16 protein-coding genes are annotated in these 19,153 nt (G+C 40.4%); all 16 read right to left on the minus strand.

All coding sequences use genetic code 11. From position 1 onward, the window contains the following. Positions 1–15: 15 nt before the first annotated feature. The 16 genes from pcrB to purM all read right to left on the minus strand — a co-directional run bounded on the left by pcrB (position 16) and on the right by purM (position 19,128). Positions 16–702 (minus strand): heptaprenylglyceryl phosphate synthase, encoded by a 687-nt coding sequence (pcrB, locus tag IEX29_RS03170; protein ID WP_188733073.1) that lies wholly within the window; start codon positions 700–702, stop codon positions 16–18. Between the two features lie 748 nt (positions 703–1,450). Then, the gene (locus IEX29_RS03175) at positions 1,451–2,245 is read right to left on the minus strand and encodes a phosphotransferase family protein (RefSeq protein WP_188733074.1); all 795 of its coding nucleotides are present in this window, start codon (positions 2,243–2,245) and stop codon (positions 1,451–1,453) included. A 198-nt stretch (positions 2,246–2,443) separates the two neighbouring features. Next, entirely contained in the window at positions 2,444–2,818 is a 375-nt protein-coding gene (locus IEX29_RS03180) for a RidA family protein (protein WP_188733075.1), read from the minus strand. A gap of 133 nt (positions 2,819–2,951) precedes the next feature. Further along, positions 2,952–3,254: a YerC/YecD family TrpR-related protein gene (locus IEX29_RS03185; protein ID WP_188733076.1), complete on the minus strand. Its 303-nt coding sequence runs from the start codon at positions 3,252–3,254 to the stop codon at positions 2,952–2,954. Between the two features lie 127 nt (positions 3,255–3,381). Then, a complete protein-coding gene (locus IEX29_RS03190) occupies positions 3,382–5,109 on the minus strand; it encodes an adenine deaminase C-terminal domain-containing protein (RefSeq protein ID WP_188733077.1) in 1,728 nt (575 codons plus the stop codon). A gap of 1,406 nt (positions 5,110–6,515) precedes the next feature. Then, complete coding sequence (locus IEX29_RS03195) at positions 6,516–7,790, minus strand: TRAP transporter large permease (RefSeq protein WP_188733078.1); 1,275 nt, start codon at positions 7,788–7,790, stop codon at positions 6,516–6,518. Continuing rightward, positions 7,787–8,284, minus strand: coding sequence for a TRAP transporter small permease (locus IEX29_RS03200; RefSeq protein ID WP_188733079.1), 498 nt, complete (start codon positions 8,282–8,284; stop codon positions 7,787–7,789). The genes IEX29_RS03195 and IEX29_RS03200 overlap by 4 nt, the downstream gene beginning before the upstream one ends. A gap of 31 nt (positions 8,285–8,315) precedes the next feature. Further along, positions 8,316–9,347 carry a TRAP transporter substrate-binding protein gene (locus tag IEX29_RS03205; RefSeq protein ID WP_188733080.1) on the minus strand — a complete coding sequence of 344 codons (1,032 nt, stop codon included), beginning with the start codon at positions 9,345–9,347 and terminating at the stop codon, positions 8,316–8,318. Beyond that, positions 9,344–10,255: a hydroxymethylglutaryl-CoA lyase gene (locus IEX29_RS03210; RefSeq protein WP_188733081.1), complete on the minus strand. Its 912-nt coding sequence runs from the start codon at positions 10,253–10,255 to the stop codon at positions 9,344–9,346. Before IEX29_RS03210 ends, IEX29_RS03205 begins: the two co-directional genes overlap by 4 nt. Beyond that, positions 10,255–11,457, minus strand: coding sequence for a CaiB/BaiF CoA transferase family protein (locus IEX29_RS03215; RefSeq protein WP_188733082.1), 1,203 nt, complete (start codon positions 11,455–11,457; stop codon positions 10,255–10,257). Before IEX29_RS03215 ends, IEX29_RS03210 begins: the two co-directional genes overlap by 1 nt. Position 11,458: 1 nt before the next feature. After that, on the minus strand, positions 11,459–12,157 hold the full coding sequence (locus tag IEX29_RS03220; protein ID WP_229720072.1) for a GntR family transcriptional regulator: 699 nt from the start codon (positions 12,155–12,157) through the stop codon (positions 11,459–11,461). A 141-nt stretch (positions 12,158–12,298) separates the two neighbouring features. After that, on the minus strand, positions 12,299–13,390 hold the full coding sequence (locus IEX29_RS03225; RefSeq protein WP_188733083.1) for a glycerol dehydrogenase: 1,092 nt from the start codon (positions 13,388–13,390) through the stop codon (positions 12,299–12,301). A 288-nt stretch (positions 13,391–13,678) separates the two neighbouring features. Further along, positions 13,679–14,920, minus strand: a complete 1,242-nt coding sequence (gene purD, locus IEX29_RS03230) for a phosphoribosylamine--glycine ligase (RefSeq protein WP_188733084.1) — start codon at positions 14,918–14,920, stop codon at positions 13,679–13,681. 1,084 nt (positions 14,921–16,004) lie between these two features. After that, positions 16,005–17,537 (minus strand): bifunctional phosphoribosylaminoimidazolecarboxamide formyltransferase/IMP cyclohydrolase, encoded by a 1,533-nt coding sequence (gene purH / locus IEX29_RS03235; protein WP_188733085.1) that lies wholly within the window; start codon positions 17,535–17,537, stop codon positions 16,005–16,007. Further along, positions 17,537–18,112, minus strand: coding sequence for a phosphoribosylglycinamide formyltransferase (gene purN, locus IEX29_RS03240; RefSeq protein ID WP_188733086.1), 576 nt, complete (start codon positions 18,110–18,112; stop codon positions 17,537–17,539). Before purN ends, purH begins: the two co-directional genes overlap by 1 nt. Then, positions 18,109–19,128, minus strand: a complete 1,020-nt coding sequence (purM, locus tag IEX29_RS03245) for a phosphoribosylformylglycinamidine cyclo-ligase (RefSeq protein WP_188733087.1) — start codon at positions 19,126–19,128, stop codon at positions 18,109–18,111. The genes purN and purM overlap by 4 nt, the downstream gene beginning before the upstream one ends. Positions 19,129–19,153 lie beyond the last annotated feature (25 nt).

The following is a 19,153-nucleotide window of genomic DNA, read 5'->3' on the forward strand; positions in this document are numbered from 1 at the left end:
TCTTCCTTCCTGAGCTTATTCTCCTTTAACAGCGTCCACTGTCTTGAGCGCTTGTTTTAAATTTGTATAAATGCTGTTTCCAACGATAATTGCATCGGCATGTTCCTTCATCTCTTTGGCCTGCTCGGAAGTCTCAATACCGCCGCCGTAGAAAAGCTTTGTCTTATTAAGCTCTGCTTTCACCTCAGAGACGAGCTCGGGGTCACCATATGTGCCACTGTATTCTACATAAAAAATTGGCAGATGAAAAACATTCTCTGCCATATAAGCGTATGCTTTCACATCATCTGTTTCCGGCAGTTCACAATTCGTATGCTGGAAGGCTTTTGCTTCCGGGTTTAAAATGCAATAACCTTCAAAGTATACCTCACTATACTCCATCATGTCGATATATTCTTTGATAGCTTTCTGCTGAATATCCATCACATATTTTTTCTCTTTCGAATTCAGCACCATAGGTACAAAATAGTAATCAAATCCCGGCGTTAACGCCTCTTCATCAGATATTTCCAAAACAACCGGAACCGTATGGGCTCTGCGTATTCTTGATAATAAATCCAGAACACCATCTAGTGTGACATTATCTGTACCGCCGACAATAATTGCATCCGTCCTTGATTCACATACTTTGTCCAAATCTTCATCAGATATTTCCTTTGCCGGATCTAATTTAAACATATGTTTCCATTCATTTATATTCATATTAGCTACTGATCCTCCATTATTACATTCGTTTCTTCATTATAACAAAAATCGGCAAATTGTTAGAACGGATAAGGTAAAGATTTATACTTTTTTACTCAACTTTCGCACTTGAGAATAAGCATCTATACCTTCCTATTCCAGGATGAACATGGTCTCTATTAACATTCTTGCTTTTAGTTAACTCATCTTTTTATTTTTTGAACAGGTTATTGTGTATAGCTTCCGCTCCGCCAACCACTCCGCTTTCCATGGGGACGGCTTCAGCTAACTTGAAAAGAAACCCGCTTTTCAAGTGGATCTTCAGCTCGCCCTGCGATGCACAAATGTTTTCGATGGGGCGAGTAATCGCAAAAGCTCTTCGGTGGGACGAGTAACCGCAGTCCCAGTCCCAGGACGTGCAAGTGCAGGCGTTGTGACAACGCTTTTCGATGGGGTGAGTAATCTTAGGCCCCAGGAGTCACGGGTTTAGCCTGCGAACCACTTAGGAGTCTACGTGGTTGGCCTGCGCTCTAATAGGATTCTACAGCGCATGGAAGAAATAATATCCTGATGAAGTTAGATGAAATCATCGTTTTTAGCAGTTCAAATCATGACAGCATCAATAATTCATATAGAGAATAGCTTTCATGCACCAAAAATAAGGATTGCTGAGCGTGTTTACCATGCAACACGAAAAATTTGTTCTGTCAGATCTGCCTTTTATTTGTTCAGTTATTTCAGTCTTCTTAACATCTCCATTGAAATGTTAAATAAACTCGTATAGTCCATTAGCAAAATAATTGTAATCATCCTTATCAATTATTGTTTCTCCATAGCCTTCAAAGAAGATTTGTTTATCTATGTCATCTACAAAGGCATTTGGTTTGGGGCGTACGGCTAAGGATACATCATAACGCGGGTCACCATAGGCTCCTCCGCTCCAATCAATAATTCCGGTAGCCAGTCCTTGGGAAACCATAACATTATCAATCGTAAAATCTCCATGAATCAGCGTTTGTTTATACTTTTTCGGTTTTTTTATTTTCAACCTTTCCAGTAACTCCTTCGTGCCGTCAACCTTGTAATTATTGAAGTTATATTCTGCTTGATATAACATTTTATCAAGCCACAAGTGTTCATTTATAAGTTCATTCGGGCATGGGGTGGAGTGGATTTCGGACAGGATATTGCCAAAATTAAATATAATTTCCTGCCGTTTTTGATTGTTATTCTGATTTAACAAGGCCGCTCTTACCGTTTCTCCTTTAATAAAGTCTATCAGTGCCCAGGATTCTTCGATATTATGATGTTCTATGAATTTTTTTACTTTGGGGACAAGTAATTCTGTCTCTCTGTTTAAACAATTTAGAGTGGATACTTCCTTCTTTAACATAGCATTAAATAGTTTTCCCTTTGCCCTTTTGAGCGCAAAATTTCCTTTATCACTTTCTATTACTCCCAAATCAGACGTATAGCCTTGCCGTGGAAAACTTATACTGATTATCTTGTTTAAGTATTGTTTTATCTCCATTGGAATTTCTTCAATATGGATAAGCGGCAATTGTTCTCCTCCTCCATGAACTTTTTTCTTCCATTATACTTTAATGCATGACGACTGATAACCAACAGAAACATTTGTTCCCATTCCAATTATATAGAGAATTTGACTCGTTTTCAAATATCAACAGCTACGCTTAAATTAAAAAAACTGTTACACAACCAGATATGTGGTTGTGCAACAGCCTTTTTTGTATTGATACTATCTTTTTGCAATCATTTCAATTTCTATTTCAGCACCGAGTGGTAACGCAAGCACTGCTATACAAGTTCTTGCAGGAAATGGTGCTGTGAATTGCTTTTCATATACTTCATTCATTACAGCAAAATCATCCATGTTTGTTAGATAAACATTTACTTTTATCACATCATCCGAAATAAGATTAGCTTCTTTCATTACTTCAAATAAATTATCAAAACACTGTTGTGTCTGAGCAGCAATATCACCAGTCATATCCCGGGCATCCGGTGCATTTTTGGCTGTTTGACCAGAAAAATAAATATAATCATCTGCATCGACAGCGTGTGAATAGGGACCTGATACTTGAGCGAACTCCGCATTGTATGTTTTTCTCATTAAATGTAACTCTCCTTTTTCCGATGTATTTAACACTATCCAAACTAGTTATAAAAAGAGAAACCCAGTCCAATTAACTTACTGAAATTGGTTCAGGCTTCTCCTTGGAATATGGAATATCCATACTCAGGTTTTAATCTTCGTCATTTACATCCAGTCTTCCCAAAACAAGATTATAACCATCGCTTCCATAGTTAATACAGCGTCTTACCCGGGAAATCGTTGCGGTCGATGCTTTTGTTTCCTGTTCTATCGCACTGTACGTTTTTCCTTCTGTCAGCATTTTTGCTACCTGTAGCCGCTGCGATAAGGATTGTATCTCTGACATTGTTGCAATATCATCAAAAAACTGATAGCACTCTTCACGGGTATCTAATGACAATACGGCATCAAATAACTGATCCAGCTGCTCTCCTCGTAATTTATCTATTTGCACTTCTTTTTCCCCCTTATTTTCTCCCACCCTCTTTTAAAGTCTGTTCCTAAAAGAGTGATAGGGATAGATTTTATCCGTAATCAAAGAGATAGCACTATAAATAATGTCATCGGAATAACTTATGATTTTATCGCATGGTGGCTGGAATAACAATCTCTCTCATTTTTACATCCAATAATCCCTGCTGTGTAATACGAAAGAAGGGTAAATGAAATGCGGAAAGAAATAATAAGCTGTAAATCGGGTCTTGATAAGCATACCCATACTCGGTGAGTACTTTCTTTATCTTCTCATTCATTTCAATTAATTCTTCCATCTTATTATCCGGCATAACGCCTCCAAGAGGAAGCGGCATTTCCGCTAAAATTTCTCCCTGATCCACCAGTACAATGCCTCCGCCTAATTCTTTCATCCGCTGTGTGGCTTTAGCTATATCTTTTTTTGAATTACCAATGAGGATAATATCTCCTGTTGCAGAATAGCTGCTGGCTAATGCACCGAGTTTTGGTGCAAAACCACGAATAATTGTATTCACACGCCACTCACCTTTTTTATCAATTAATGTAATAAACTGCTCCTGCTTTTCAGAAGAAATTTCTTCCGCACTGACATCGGAAACGATACTATAAGGCTTGATAATCACATCATTAACCATATCCATACCTATCGGGCTGGAAAACTGCAAATCCTCTTCCGTCAGCTCCCAGTTAAGTTCAAGCGGTGTAATATCGTATTTTTTCCAATCAATTACGGGTGGAAAGGAAATATCTTTCCCGTCTTTTTTTATCCATTTCCCTTTTCCGATAACACTTTCAGGATGCGGATTTTGTTTATCCATTAAAATATTTAAATGGGCTACCCGCCCTGGTGCAATACTGCCGAACTCTTCTTCCATATTAAAATGTCTGGCAGGATGATAGCTTGCCATACGATAAGCAGTCTCTGCAGGCAGGCCTTTCTCAATTGCTTTCCCGATACAAACATTTATCATGCCGTCCTTCATAAAGGCGGGTGTCGGCCCGTCCATTGTAAAACTTATATTATCAAACTGCGTTAATCCTTTCTCCAGCAATCCTTCAATAATATCTGGCAAATCCGGACGGATCGGTGAATAACGGAGGCTGACACGATAGCCAAGCTCCAGCCTTTTTAAAACATCCTCTGCAGACATAGATTCATGATCACTTGTGATTCCCAAAAGCTTCATTTTAGTTAAAGTACGGGAGGATGCTCCGGGTAAATGGCCTTCTATCGGCTTCCCAAGCTTCTTCATCTCCTGAATCCAGTAAAGTAAACGGTCCCCTCCTGTTAATAAGCTTGGCCAGTCGGTTAGCTCTCCACCCTGAATTACCAGCGGATTCTCCGCCCAATCCAACACATCCTTCGTATTAAAAATATGATTATCCTTTAGTGTTGTCTGGCCGTCAAACCGATTCCACCAGAACATGCTTACAGGTAAATTAGAGAAAGCGTTTATCATAGAGAACGTTTTCTTTTTATTGAGAAGTAAATACCATGTCAGGTTGTCATTCACTAATGTTGTTGTCCCGGTTTTTGCAGCATACATTGCTGTTACTTCCGGATTTGCAGCCTGGAAAGGATGTGAATGCGGTTCAATATACCCTGGTACAACAAATTTTCCATGGCAATCATAATACTCTGTTTCTGTGGTTTCTTCCGGTAATTTTTCACCAACATATATAATTCGATCCTCATAAATCCAAATATTTGCCTCTACCCATTGATTTGTATATACATTTAAATAGGTTGTATTGGTTAAGACAATACTTGGCGCAACCGACCCGTCAATCACTCTTATATGCTGTCGTAATTCTCGATTTCTCCATAATGTCATTAAGCAACTCTCCACTATTTGTCATTTTCTTTATTTTATCACATTGCAGTACTTTAATATAGTAAAGTTGATTTTTTCAACAATTCATTCTATAAGAAAATTACTCAGCCTTCAAAGCTTTAGTATTCCCGCAAAAGAGAGGTCCGCTCCATCCTCTTTTTATACTTTATTTATTCTGAACTCAACTTTCGCACTTAAGAATAAGCATCTATACCTTCCTATTCCAGAATGAACATGTTCCACATTATCCTGTTTGCATGTTGTTAAATCATCCTTCTATTGAAATGAAAATTGTGTATAGCGCCGCTCCGACCAACCACTACGCTTTCCATGGGGGCGGCTTCAGCTAACTTGAAAAGAAACCCGCTTTTCAAGTGGATCTTCAGCTCGTCCTGTTCCCATAGGAGTCTTCGTGGTTGGTCTGCGCTCAATTAGGCTTCCGCAGCGTATGAAAAGATCATTTTAGTGTTTCAAATGGTTGAATTGGCAATTAAAATGATGACACAGCACATAGCATGGATAGTAAATATCGGGAATACTTTTATGGACAGAAAGTATTCCCGACAGGACATTTTTATATGTACCACGAAAAATATGTTCTTTACTGGTCTAATTTCTATTTGCTCAGCTGTTTCAACCTGTATAGAACATCCTTCTTGCGGAGGCGGACCGTTTTGACTCCTGAAAGAAAAGCGGAAAGCGTCTTTTAAAAACGTATCAACTGGACCGAAGCAACTGAGATAAAGGAATCATGCCCCTTTAGGGGTATGCCGATGTTAGGCTTCAGCCTGCTTTTAGTCGGCCTTCCTTTACTTTAACGGATGATGACTTTCACCCGCGGGGCATAAGCGCGACTTTAGCTCTGTCTGCGCCTGACGGCTTGCCAGTCGCTAAGTCTTCTTTATCGTAGGGCGCTGTCGGGAAGTTGTCTAGTTTTTGACGCTTGTAGCTGGACAGGGAATAGCATCATCTGAAGATCCACTTTTGCCAAGTGCTCTTCCTGGCAAAAGTTAGCTGAAGAGCGTGCCCCTAGGCAGGCTAAGGTCGCAACGTCCTGGGGTTGCGATTACTCACCCCATCGAAAAGCGTTGTTGCAACGCCTGCATTAGTACGTCCTGGGGCTGCGATTACTCGCCCCATCGAAAAGAGTTGTACGTCGAAAGCAAAACGGTCCGCCGCAGCGGTGGCCTCACACGTTACCTTCTTTCCAGATAGAGTTTTTGCTCTGTCAAGAGATAGATGAAAGGAACAATCAATACCTGTCTCTATGATAAGCAAATTTACCAAGGAGGTGTCCCTTCAGCTTTTTATCTACTTTCCTACCCTTGAACTAAAGACAGCCGGGATCCTATACATATGATAGAATCCCGGCTGTCTTCAGTTATTATAAAAATACATTGTTTTCATTATTGTACATTCTCCACTAAATAGGTTACTATTTGCGGGAAGAAGCATAATGACACAATAAATAGAAGCATAATCACAGCATATGGAACAACCCCTTTAACAATTTCAATAATTGTATTCTTCTTATCCAATCCTTTTAAAACAAAGAGATTTAATCCTACCGGCGGTGAAATTAATGCTAATTCCATATTGATTACCATGATAATCGCAAACCATATTGGATCAAAACCAAGAGCAGTTATAATAGGATACAATATCGGTACTGTAATAACCAATATAGAAATTGTCTCCAAGAACATTCCCAGGATAAGTAACACGATGTTAATCAGAATAAAAATAACCCATGGTGATACATCCAATGATATAGCTGCTTCCGTGATTGTTTGCGGAATCTGTAAAATAGTCAGGATAAACCCGAGTAACATAGCACCAATGATAATAAATAGAATCATTGCATTTGTTTTAACCGTAGATAGGATAATCTGCTTCAAATTATCGACTGTCAGATTTCGATATATTAACAGTGCAATTAATAAAGCAAATACTACACCTACTGCAGCAGCTTCTGTCGGCGTGAATATCCCTGAATAAATTCCTCCGATAATTACAACTGGCAGCAGCAGTCCCCAAATTGCTTTTCTGGAAGCTTCCCATCTTTCTGCCCATGTAGCGGGTTCTTCTTTAATATGACGCATTTGAATGGATGAAAAGACCATAAAAGCCAATGTTAATATAATTCCCGGTATAATTCCGGCTATAAATAATTTCCCGACCGATACACCAGTAAGTGATCCATATAAGATCATCGGTACACTTGGTGGAATAAGGATGCCCAATGTACCTCCGGCAGCAAGTAATCCAAGCACATACCGCTTCCTATATCCACGGCGTACCATTTCCGGAAGTGCGACAGCACCGACTGTTACAGCTGTGGCAACACTGGATCCGGAAATCGCAGAGAAAATCGTACAGCAAAAAACCGTCGCTATAGCTAAACCTCCTGGAAAATGTCTGAACCATCTGCTTGCCATCTCATATAAATCTCTTCCAACCCCGCTGACAACGAGTATTTGACTCATCAGTACATACATTGGCAATGCTGTCAGGGTAAAGTCATCCAATGATTTATAGGCGATAATCGGAATTTGTGCAAAAGCAAAGCTGCCGCCATTAAAGAAATACATCCCCAGTACAGCCAGCAGCCCTAAAGAAAAAGCTACGGGAAGACCAATAAGCAGCAGTGTCGCTAAACCTCCTGCAAAGAATATATTCATAGATGATCTCCCCCCTTATGTACGCCGCCATCTATCAGCTGTAATATAAATGCGATAATTAGCAAAACGCCGCCTATTGGTATAAACATTTCCGGCAGATACATTGGTATCCGCAGCAAGGAAGTGGAAGTCACCCCTAAATCAAATGTTTTAAAAACATGTATGAACCCATACCAGGCAAGGATAATACTAAAAAGCAAACCAAGTGCATTAGAAACATATGCCAATACAATGCGAGCCTTATCATTTACACGGTTAACTATTAAATCCACCGCAATATGGGAATACGTTCTAACTGCATAGGCCGTCCCCAAAAAGCAGCTCCCAATAATCGCATAAGTAGATAATTCTGTGGCCCATATTGTCGGCATGCCGAAAAGTGCTCTGGATACTACTTCATAGAATGTCATGATAGTCGTAATAAATATTAAAATCCCGGACAAATAAGCAGCCCATTTAATCAGTAAATCAGAAAAATGATATAGTTTATTCATGATATAACTCCTTTCTAAATATTGAGCAACTTTATTTGTCATCCACCATGTCTAATAATTCTTCGCCAACAGCTCCAGCTTCGTTCCTGAAACTCTCCCAGACTGGCATAGAAGCCTCCTTCCAGAAAGGAATATCTTCTTCTGGTACTTCATATACCTCCATTCCTCTGTCCTTTAGCTCCTGTAAAGTTCTCTCATCCTCCAGCTTTGTCTGATGGCGAATCCATTCTTCTGTTTCGCTGGCAGTGTCCTCGATTAATTTTTGTGTTTTTTCCGGTAATCCATCCCAAAAATCTTTATTTACTCCAAGAATAAACTCAAAGTAAACATAATTATTTACTGTTAAATAATCGGTCACTTCGTCATAATTACGCTGCACCATTGCAGTAGTTCCAGATGTTGCACCATCAACTGTTTTTCTCTGCAGCCCCATATAAACTTCTCCGCCTCCCATAAATACAGGGGATGCGCCATAAGCTTGAATAAATTCAGAAGGAAGTGCTCCGACGCTGCGAATCTTCAGACCCTTAAAATCCTCCGGTGATTCCAATGGGCGTTTATTATTCGCAAATTGGCCAAATCCATAGTCAGCAAACATAAGCACTTTCACACCGACATCCTCCATCTCTGAACGAAGTATCCCCCCCAGCTCGCCATTTATTGCGTCCCCAACTTCTTCATATGTCTCAAACGCATATGGAACATCAAAAATTCCCATAGCAGGTACAGTAGAAGCCCAAATCGTGGATGAATTCATTCCCATTTCTACACCGCCTGTTAAAAGCGACTGGTTCATATCTTTATCTGTCAACAGCTGTCCATTCGCAAAAACCTGCATATCTATCTGCCCATCTGATTTCTCTTCTATTTTCTTGACAAATTCTTCGACACCTTCTGAAATATGGTGGCCTGCCGGTAAGTTATACGCTATTCGTATCGTAGCTGGTTCATACTCTGCCCCGCTTGCTTCTGTTTCTTTCGGCTTCTGGTCATTGTTGCTGCAGGCTGCTAAAAGGACACCCGCCATGAGCAGCAAAAAAGAAAGACGGAATAGTGTTTTCATTCACTCATCTCCTTTATTGTGCGCTCTCTATCTAATTGACGTATTCTTCCCAACGGTGTTTTAGTAGAAATATTTGCTGCAAAATCTGCAGCCTCAAACAGCTTACTTACATTAATTCCAGTTTTAACTCCCATGCGCTCAAACAGATACACCAGGTCTTCCGTTGCTAAATTTCCTGCTGAGCCCGGTGCAAATGGACATCCTCCAATACCGCTGACAGCTGTTTCGAAAATACGCACACCTGCTAAATAAGCAGCATATGCATTCGCAATTCCTAATCCTCTGGTATCATGAATATGAAAAGAAACCTTTGTGTCTCCGGCTGCATGTAATACTTTTTTGAATAAGCTGCCCACTTCATCCGGTGTTGCGATTCCAATTGTATCTGCAATTCCGATTCTGTCTGCTCCAGCCTGTACAGCTTTTTCCACTAATTCAAGAACTTTTTCTTCGTCGACCTTGCCTTCATAGGGGCATCCAAAGCTGACTGCAATGGAAAAACAGATTTTCATCCCTTTTGCTTTTACTTCTTTGATCACATCATTGAATATTTCGAAATTTCTTTCAATGGTCATCCCTAAATTTTTATCACTGAAAGTTTCCGTTGCCGAAGCTGCCCAATTTAGTTCCAACCCCTGAAAAGCGCTCGCACGCATAAACCCTCTCTGATTTGGGATTAATGCGATTGCCTGTAATTTTTCATTATGACTGACCTGCTTTAATACATCCTCCGCATCGGCCATCTGCGGAACTCTTTTCGGATGAACAAAAGAAGTTACCTCAATTTTTTCTAATCCTGCCTCTGTTAATTTATCAATAAGTTTTACTTTATCTTCTGTAGCTATTAAATCCGGTTCAGTCTGTAATCCATCGCGGGGACTTACATCAATAATGGTCACCTGTGCCATCAGATAATTCCTCCCTCTTTTAACCTTTTAAAATCTTCATAGGAGAAGTCCAGAAACTCCTTATAGATTTCTTCATTATGTTCACCTAATGCCGGTCCATTCGTTTCAATTCTTCCAGGTGTTTCGGAAAGCTTTGGAACGATTCCGGGTGTTTTTACTATCTTGCCATCTTCCAGCTCAATTTCCTGTATCATATCCCGTGCACTATAATGTGCATCATTGATAATATCCTTAATGCTGTAAATAGGACTGACTGGAACAGAAGCTTCGTCTAAGATCCGCTGTACTTCTTCAATCGGGTATTGCTTCGTCCAGGATTCAATCACTTCATCAATGTATTCAACATTATTTACTCTATCCTGATTTGTTGCATATTTTAAATCCCTCGCCATATCTTCTTTTCCTATTGCTGTCATCAGCCGCTGGAAAATCCGGTCTCCATTTCCACCAATAATGACATAAGAACCATCTGCACATAAATAGGAATTGGATGGTGCAACACCCGGCAGTGTACTTCCCGTTCTCTCACGAATCTCCCCTGTTAAATCAAACTCCGGGAGCATTCCTTCCAATAAACTAAATACAGATTCATAAAGAGCAACATCGACTTCCTGTCCCCGTTTTTCCTCATCACGATCACGTACCCGCAGCGCCATCAGTGTTCCGATCACTGCATATAATCCGGCTACCATATCTCCGATAGCAATTCCGACACGAACTGGCGGCAGATCCGGGTATCCTGTCAGGTATCTTAAACCTCCAACTGCTTCTGCAACACTGCCAAAACCGGCTTTTTCCCGATAAGGACCTGTCTGCCCATAACCGGATATTCTTGTTAATATCACCGCCGGGTTTACTTTCTTCAAATCTTCATAACCCAATCCCCATCTTTCTAAAGTTCCCGGTTTAAAATTTTCCAGAACAACATCTGCTTTTTTTGTCAGGTTTTTAATAATCTCCTGTCCTTCTGCCTCGCGAAGGTTAACTGTGATTGATTTTTTATTACGTGACTGGACATGCCACCAGACGGAGGTATCTTTATACATTACTCTCCAATTTCTAAGTGGATCTCCATTTGTCGGTTCTTCTACTTTAATAACCTCTGCTCCAAATTCAGAAAAAAGTTTTCCTGCAAAAGGAGCTGCTACAATATTTCCTAATTCTAATACTCTTATTCCTTCAAGAGGCTTTTTCGTCCCCATCTTATCCCTCCGGCTCTTCTCTGTTTAAATTCATAAAATGTGTGAAATCTCTTTCGATATGCTGTTTCATTAATTCTCTTGCGCCATCTGCATCCTGTTCGGCAATTGCCTGCCATATTTGTTCATGATCCACAAATGCTATCTCTTTATATTTTGGATCTTTATCAACAATAACTTCCCGATAAAAGCTATTAACACCCCGCAGTGTGCGAAGCATTGATATTAGAAAAGGGTTCGCGCTGGCTTCGATAATAATGTCGTGAAAGGCTACAGTAACACGTGTTTCATCTTGTGTTTCTTGGTGAAGAACTGTGTTCTCCACTTCTTTTTCCATTAGCAGCAGCTGTTCATTTGTCCGCCTCATAGCAGCATAATAAGCTGCCAGAGATTCCATCTCTATCCTGCACTCATATAAATATTGATAATCTGTAAGCGATGGCTCAACTACGGTTACACCGCCTGCTTTTGATAAATTCAGAAATCCTTCCTTCTCAAGCATCCGTATGGATTCCCGAATAGGACTTCTGCTTACATTCAGCTCTTCACCTATTTTTTCTTCAATCAACCTTTCCCCTGGTTTGAATTTTCCGACAATAATTTGTTCTCTTAAGTAATCATATACTTGACTCTTTAATGTTTTCTTCACAATATTTACGATAACGATCACCTCTTGTATACAGTATACATTTGTATCGTTCATAGTATTACAACTAGAGTAAAAAGTCAAACTATTTCTGAAGTTAAAATTTTATAAATTAAAGCACTTATGCCTTTATCTAAACAGAAAAAAAGCCTTGTATCTGCGAAAGATACAAAGCTCTTCTTCTGTTTACCAATTCAATTACTTTTTACTTAACTGATCAACAGCTAAAATTGCTTCAGCAACATCGTCTGCAGTAATTTCCTTAGAGAGATTACCCATTGTTTCTCCTTCTTGTGTTGCTGCTTCCCCAACCTTTCGTAAATCTTCATAAGATGCTTCATCTAAATGCATTTCCTTCAATGTCGTTGGCAAACCCAATGAACGGTAGAATTCAAGATATTTTTGAATTTCATCTTCTGGGTGCAATTCCAGCACGAGCTGTGTCAAAGTACCATACGCAACCTTTTCTCCGTGGGTCAAATGGTGGATATCTCCATCGAGTACCGTAAAGCCATTATGAATTGCATGTGCTGCAGCCAGTCCGCCACTTTCAAAACCAAGCCCTGATAAAAGCGTATTTGCTTCCACCACAGCCTCCACGTGTCTGGTTACCAGCCCTTTCTCTACTGCTTTATAGGCTGGTTTCGCATATGCAAATAAAGTTTTCTCACACGCTTCCGCAATAGCACGTGCGGCAATACTGGTTTTTCCTCCAGCCATCGCTTCTCCATTACTCCTAATGGTTGCTCTTGCTTCTACCCACGTTGCCATAGCATCTGCAATTCCTGAAGCAAATAAACGGGGCGGTGCACCAGCAATTACTTTTGTATCGACGAGTACTAATTCTGGATTTTTATTGTAAAATTTATAGGAATCAAATACACCGTCATCATTATAAATAACAGATAGGGCACTTGTCGGTGCATCCGTTGATGCTGTGGAAGGCACAACAACAACACTGATTTTTAATTCATCAGCAACTGCTTTTCCAGTATCCAGTGTTTTTCCGCCGCCGATGCCAATGACAAAATCAGCCTCTGCTTTTTTTCCTTCCTCTGTTATACGGCTGATTTCGTTTAAGGAGGCTTCTCCATTAAATGAGACAAAGTGAAAATCGATATTTGCATCTTTCAGACTGTTTTCAACGGTTTCTTTCGTAATTTCCCATACGACCTCGTCAGATATAATTAGTGGTTTCTTACCAACTGCATCAACGTATTTTCCAAGCTCCTTTAAGGCTCCTTTTCCCTGAACATATTTGCTCGGCGAAGTGTAAATAATATTTGGCATATAATCTCTCCATTTCTTAAATTTGTATTTATTATATTACACAAATCATGATTTATTAAACATCCGTAAATTACAGCTTATAAGTACTAAATCTATCTTCAAATAAAATAGCTATTAAAAATAACGTATATTACCGCAAAAGTAAAGCCGTTATTCTAAATACATTCTCCTTCGTAATATACCCTTTTTTAACGGTTTTACTGCAAAAAATCTATATATTTTCTTTAAACGCTCTAAATAAAAAATAAACATGCAAGGACTTGTTTCTATCCATTGCATGTTTATTTTTTATTTAGCGATATCACTCCGGTAAAAGAAGTTACCGTTTAGTTCTGCTTTATCCAGCTGCTGATACACTTTAGCTGCTGCCTGTGTGAGTGTCTCTGCCCGACCGCCGACCAAGAGCACTCTTCCTCCGTCAGATACAAACGCTTCAGGTGCCTTTTTCGTTCCTGCATGAATAATATAAGTATCTTCATCATCAAAATGCGGAAGAGGATTCCCTTTGCTATACTGACCAGGATATCCTTCCGATGCAAGAACAACACCAACACAAGCTTCCTTATGCCATTCTAATTTTGGGTTCTTTTTCGCTAAAACATCCTGCATGACCTGCACTAAATCATTTTTCAATAATGGAAGAACTACCTGGGTTTCCGGATCTCCAAAACGGGTATTGAACTCAATTACTTTTGGACCATTCTTTGTCAGCATTAATCCTGCATAAAGAATTCCTGTAAAGGGTCTGCCCTCTTTTATCATACCTTCCGCCGTTTTCTTTAGAATCTGCTCTACAGAAAACTCGAAGGCCTCTTCTGTTAAATCGGGAATTGGCGCAAAGGCCCCCATACCGCCTGTATTTGGGCCTTCATCATTATCAAACGCCCGCTTATGATCCCTTGCTGCCATCATTGGATAGACTTTATCCTCATGTACAAATGCCATCAAGGAGAATTCAGCACCCTCTAAATATTCTTCAATAACTACTGTAGAGCCGGCCTGATCAAATGCTTTATCAACAAGCATATTATCAATCGCCTGATTAGCTTCTTCCTCCGTCATTGCAACGATGACGCCTTTACCGGCCGCTAAGCCGTCTGCTTTAATAACTATCGGGGCTCCCGTCTCGGCAATACGTTTCTTAGCCTGCACTGCATCCTGAAAAACACCATAGGAAGCTGTGGGAATATCATATTTTTTCATAAAATCTTTAGCATAGCTTTTACTGCCTTCCAGCCAGGCTGCTTCCTTTGAAGGGGCAAAGATAGCAAGATTTTCCTGATGAAAATGATTGGCGATACCTGCATTTAATGGATTTTCAGGACCAACAATGGTTAAATCCACTTTCGCCTCTTTAGCAAAAGCCGCCAGCTCTTCTATATTCATTTCATCTATTGGAATACACTCTGCATCTTCTTCCATCCCGGCATTTCCTGGAGCTGCGTAAATTTTCTTCAGCTGCTGATTTTCTTTTAATTTTTTGACAATACTATGTTCCCTGCCACCGCGTCCTACTACTAATATTTTCATAGCTTATCCTCCGTTTCCAGGATATCAAACAAAATGATATTTTTTTGGGCTCTGCATTGATTAAACATCTCTTGCATAAATAGGAAAAAATACAAGAGCTTCTATATAATTAACTCAACTTTCGCACCTGAGAATAAACATCTATACCTTACAAGGATAAGCATGTTCTTCATTATCCTGCTTGCATTTTGTCACCTTTTTATTGAAATACAGATTGTGTATAGCGCCGCTCCGCCCAACCACTACGCTCAGTTAAGCTTCTACAGTGAATGAAAGAAATCATAGCCTGATGGAGCTGGATGAAATCATTGTCTTTTGCTTGATGAAAAGATCATTTTAGTGTTTCAAATGGTTACTGTGGCAATTGAAACTATGACACACCACACAGCATGAATAATAAATATCAAGAATAGCTTTCCTGAAAAGAAAATAATCGTGATAGGACATTTTTATATGCACCACGAAAAATATGTCCTTTACTATCTAATCTCTATTGGACCGTTTTGACTCCTGTGAGGAAAGCGGAAAGCGTCGTTTAAAAACGTAACAACTGGACCGAAGCAACTGAGATAAAGGAATCACCGTGAGTTTACGAACGGATGATGACTTTCACCCTCGGGGCATAAGCGCGACTTTAGCTCTGTCTGCGCCTGACGGCTTGCCAGTCACTAAGTCTTCTTTATCGTAGGCGCTGTCGGGAAGTTGTCTAGTTTTTGACGCTTGTAGCTGGACAGGGATTAGCATCATCTGAAGATCCACTTTTTCCAAGTGCTCTTCTTGGCAAAAGTTAGCTGAAGAGCATGCCCCTAGGCAGGCTAAGGTCGCAACGTCCTGGGGTTGCGATTACTCACCCCATCGAAAAGCGTTGTTGCAACGCCTGCATTAGTACGTCCTGGGACTGCGATTACTCGCCCCATCGAAAAGAGCTGTACGTCGAAAGCAAAACGGTCCGCCGCAGCGGGGCATTACACGTTACCTTCTTTCTAGCTAGAGTTTATGCTTTAACATGAGATAGATGGAAGAAATAATCAACACCTGTCTCTATGATAAGCAAGTTATTTTTTTAGATACGAAAGTTGAGTAATTAATGTTTAAAATGACGGACAGATGTATTGACCATCGCAATGCCATATTGGTTACATACATCAATGGAGTCCTGGTCACGTTTGGAGCCGCCTGGCTGAATAATCGCTGTAACTCCAGCTTTGGCAGCTGCTTCTACAGTATCCGGCATTGGGAAAAATGCGTCCGACGCCAGCACTGCTCCTTTTGCTTTATCTCCCGCCTGCTTAATGGCAATTTCTGCTGCGCCAATCCGGTTCATCTGACCAGCCCCTACACCGATAGTCTGTGCGTCCTTGGCAAGCACAATAGCGTTTGATTTCACATGCTTTACAGCTTTCCAGGCAAATAGCAAATCAGCAATCTCTGCTTCCGTCGGCTGTTTTTCTGTCACAACCTCTAATTCATCAGCTGTAACCTCTTTTACATCTAAATCCTGAATCAGAGCACCGCCATCAACGGTTGTCATACGTTTTTGATCTGCCTGCTGATTAGAAACATCCAATTCTAACAGGCGGATATTTTTCTTCTTCGTTAACAAAGCCAGGGCATCCTCATCAAAGGAAGGAGCAACAACAATTTCTAAGAAAATAGAAGAAAGCTGTTCAGCTGTTTTTATATCAACTGGTCGATTGCAGGCAACGATACCTCCAAAAATAGAAACAGGATCTGCTTCATATGTACGTCCAAAGGCCTCTGCCAAGGTTGCGCCAATTCCGATACCGCATGGGTTCATATGCTTTACTGCAACTGCAGCTGGTTCTTTATAATCACGCAGAATCTCTAATGCTGCATTCGTATCTTGAATATTATTATAAGAAAGCTCTTTGCCGTGTAATTGATTCGCAGTTGCCAGGGTTGCAGTGTTCTGAATAGGTGATTTGTAAAATGCTGCCTGCTGATGCGGATTTTCCCCATATCGTAAGTCTTGTACCTTTTCATATGTCACCGTATATGTTTCCGGGAATACTTCCTCTGTCTGTGTTTGGAAATACGCTGCAATCATCGCATCATAATGTGCTGTATGGCGGAACACCTTGGCTGCCAATTGCTGGCGGAAAGCATAAGTATCCTCTTCTTTTTCCAAAGCTGCCAATACAGATGGATAATCTGAAGGATCTGCGACAACAAGTACATCTACGAAATTTTTTGCTGCTGAACGAAGCATGGAAGGTCCGCCAATATCAATGTTTTCAATAATCTCATCATGGCTTACTCCCGGCTTTTGAACTGTTTCTTTAAACGGATAGAGATTGACCGCAACAAGATCAATTGGTGCGATATCATGTTCTTCCATTTGCGTGCGATGACTCTCATTGTCACGCTTTCCTAAAAGTCCGCCATGAATCATCGGATGTAATGTTTTTACTCTGCCATCAAGCATTTCCGGGAAATTTGTTACTTCCTCTACGGGAATAGCCTGTACACCAGCTTCTTTTAACAAACGGATGGTTCCGCCGGTTGATAAGATTTCAAACCCTTTTGCCTCTAATCCTTTTGCAAATTCTGCGACACCTGTTTTATCAGATACACTAATTAGCGCACGTTTTTTCATTATAATTCCTCCGTTACATTCTGCGTAAGTTGTTTTATCACATTTGGATATAAGCGGTGCTCTACCGCCTGAATTCTGGTTTTCAGCTGCTCTTCTGCCTCACCAGGAATCATTTCTATTTTTTCCTGCGCAATGATTGGGCCAGTATCCATTCCTTCATCTACATAGTGAACTGTTACTCCCGTTTCTGGGACTCCGGCCCGATAGGCTTGTCCAATGGCATCCTTTCCAGGAAAAGCCGGCAAAACAGACGGGTGAATATTAATAATCCGGCCTTCATAATGTGAAAGTAATGTTTCTCCGATAAGACGCATATAACCGGCTAAGAAAATCCATTCAACTCTAAGAGATTGAAGCTTTTCATAGATAACTTTTTCATATTCCTCCTTGGAAGAAAAGCTTTTTGGAGCCAGTACAAGTGTCTCAACACCTGATTTTTCAGCCTTAGCTATGACAGCGGCTCCCGGTTTATCACAAACAAGCAAAACAATGGAGCTTGCAATTTTTTCATCCTGCATCATGGCATCAAAGTTACTGCCTGTTCCTGATGCAAATACACTCAATCTTTGCTTCATGAAGTAATTTGCACCTCTTCACCTGGAACGACATACCCAATAACAGCAGCTTCGATATTGTTCCCCTGCAATAAATCGCAGACTGTCTGCTCATCTTCTTTGGAGACGGCAATAACCATACCTATACCCATATTAAAAACGCGATACATTTCACGGTCATCTATTTCACCACGCTTTTGCAGGAAAGGGAAAATTTTAGGAACGTCCCATGCTCCCTGCTGCACCGCTGCTCCAAGACCTTCCGGAAGCATGCGTGGTATATTTTCATCAAATCCGCCGCCGGTAATATGCGCAATACCTTTTATATGTACTTTTTCTTTGATAGCTTTAATTGCTTTTGTATAAATCCTCGTAGGCTCCATAACCACCTCGCCTAAAGGTCTTGATAATCCTTCGGGTGTTTCTTTAAAATCCAGCCCTTCAATCAGCTGACGGACAAGAGAATAGCCATTGGAATGAATCCCGCTGGAAGCTAATCCAATCAACGTATCTCCTTCTGCGATTGTTTTGCCTGTAATAATCTCTTCTTTTTCAACAATTCCTACAACAAAACCAGCCAAATCATATTCATCTGCCTCATACATACCCGGCATTTCAGCTGTTTCTCCGCCGATTAATGCAGCATTTGCTTCCTGACAGCCTGCCGCAACACCAGATACTATCGCTTCAATTCGGGCAGGATCATTTTCCCCGCAGGCAATATAATCTAAAAAGAAAAGCGGGTCGCCTCCCTGTGCAATAATATCATTGACACACATCGCTACTAAGTCAATTCCTACCGTATCGTGCTTATCCAACTCAAAAGCAAGCTTTAATTTTGTGCCGACTCCGTCTGTTCCCGTAAGCAGAACAGGCTCTTTATAAGAAAAGGAGGATAAATCAAATGCCCCGGCAAAGGAACCTAAAGAGCCCAATACCTCTTTCCGATGCGTTTTTTTTATATGTTTTTTCATTCTCTCTACTGCTTCGTAGCCTTTTTCAACATCTACACCAGCTTTTTTATAAACATCTGACATATTTTTTTACCCTCCAAAGTGATTT

Origin of the sequence: Oceanobacillus neutriphilus, from assembly GCF_014645515.1 — a bacterium.
Lineage (GTDB): Bacteria > Bacillota > Bacilli > Bacillales > Amphibacillaceae > Oceanobacillus > Oceanobacillus neutriphilus.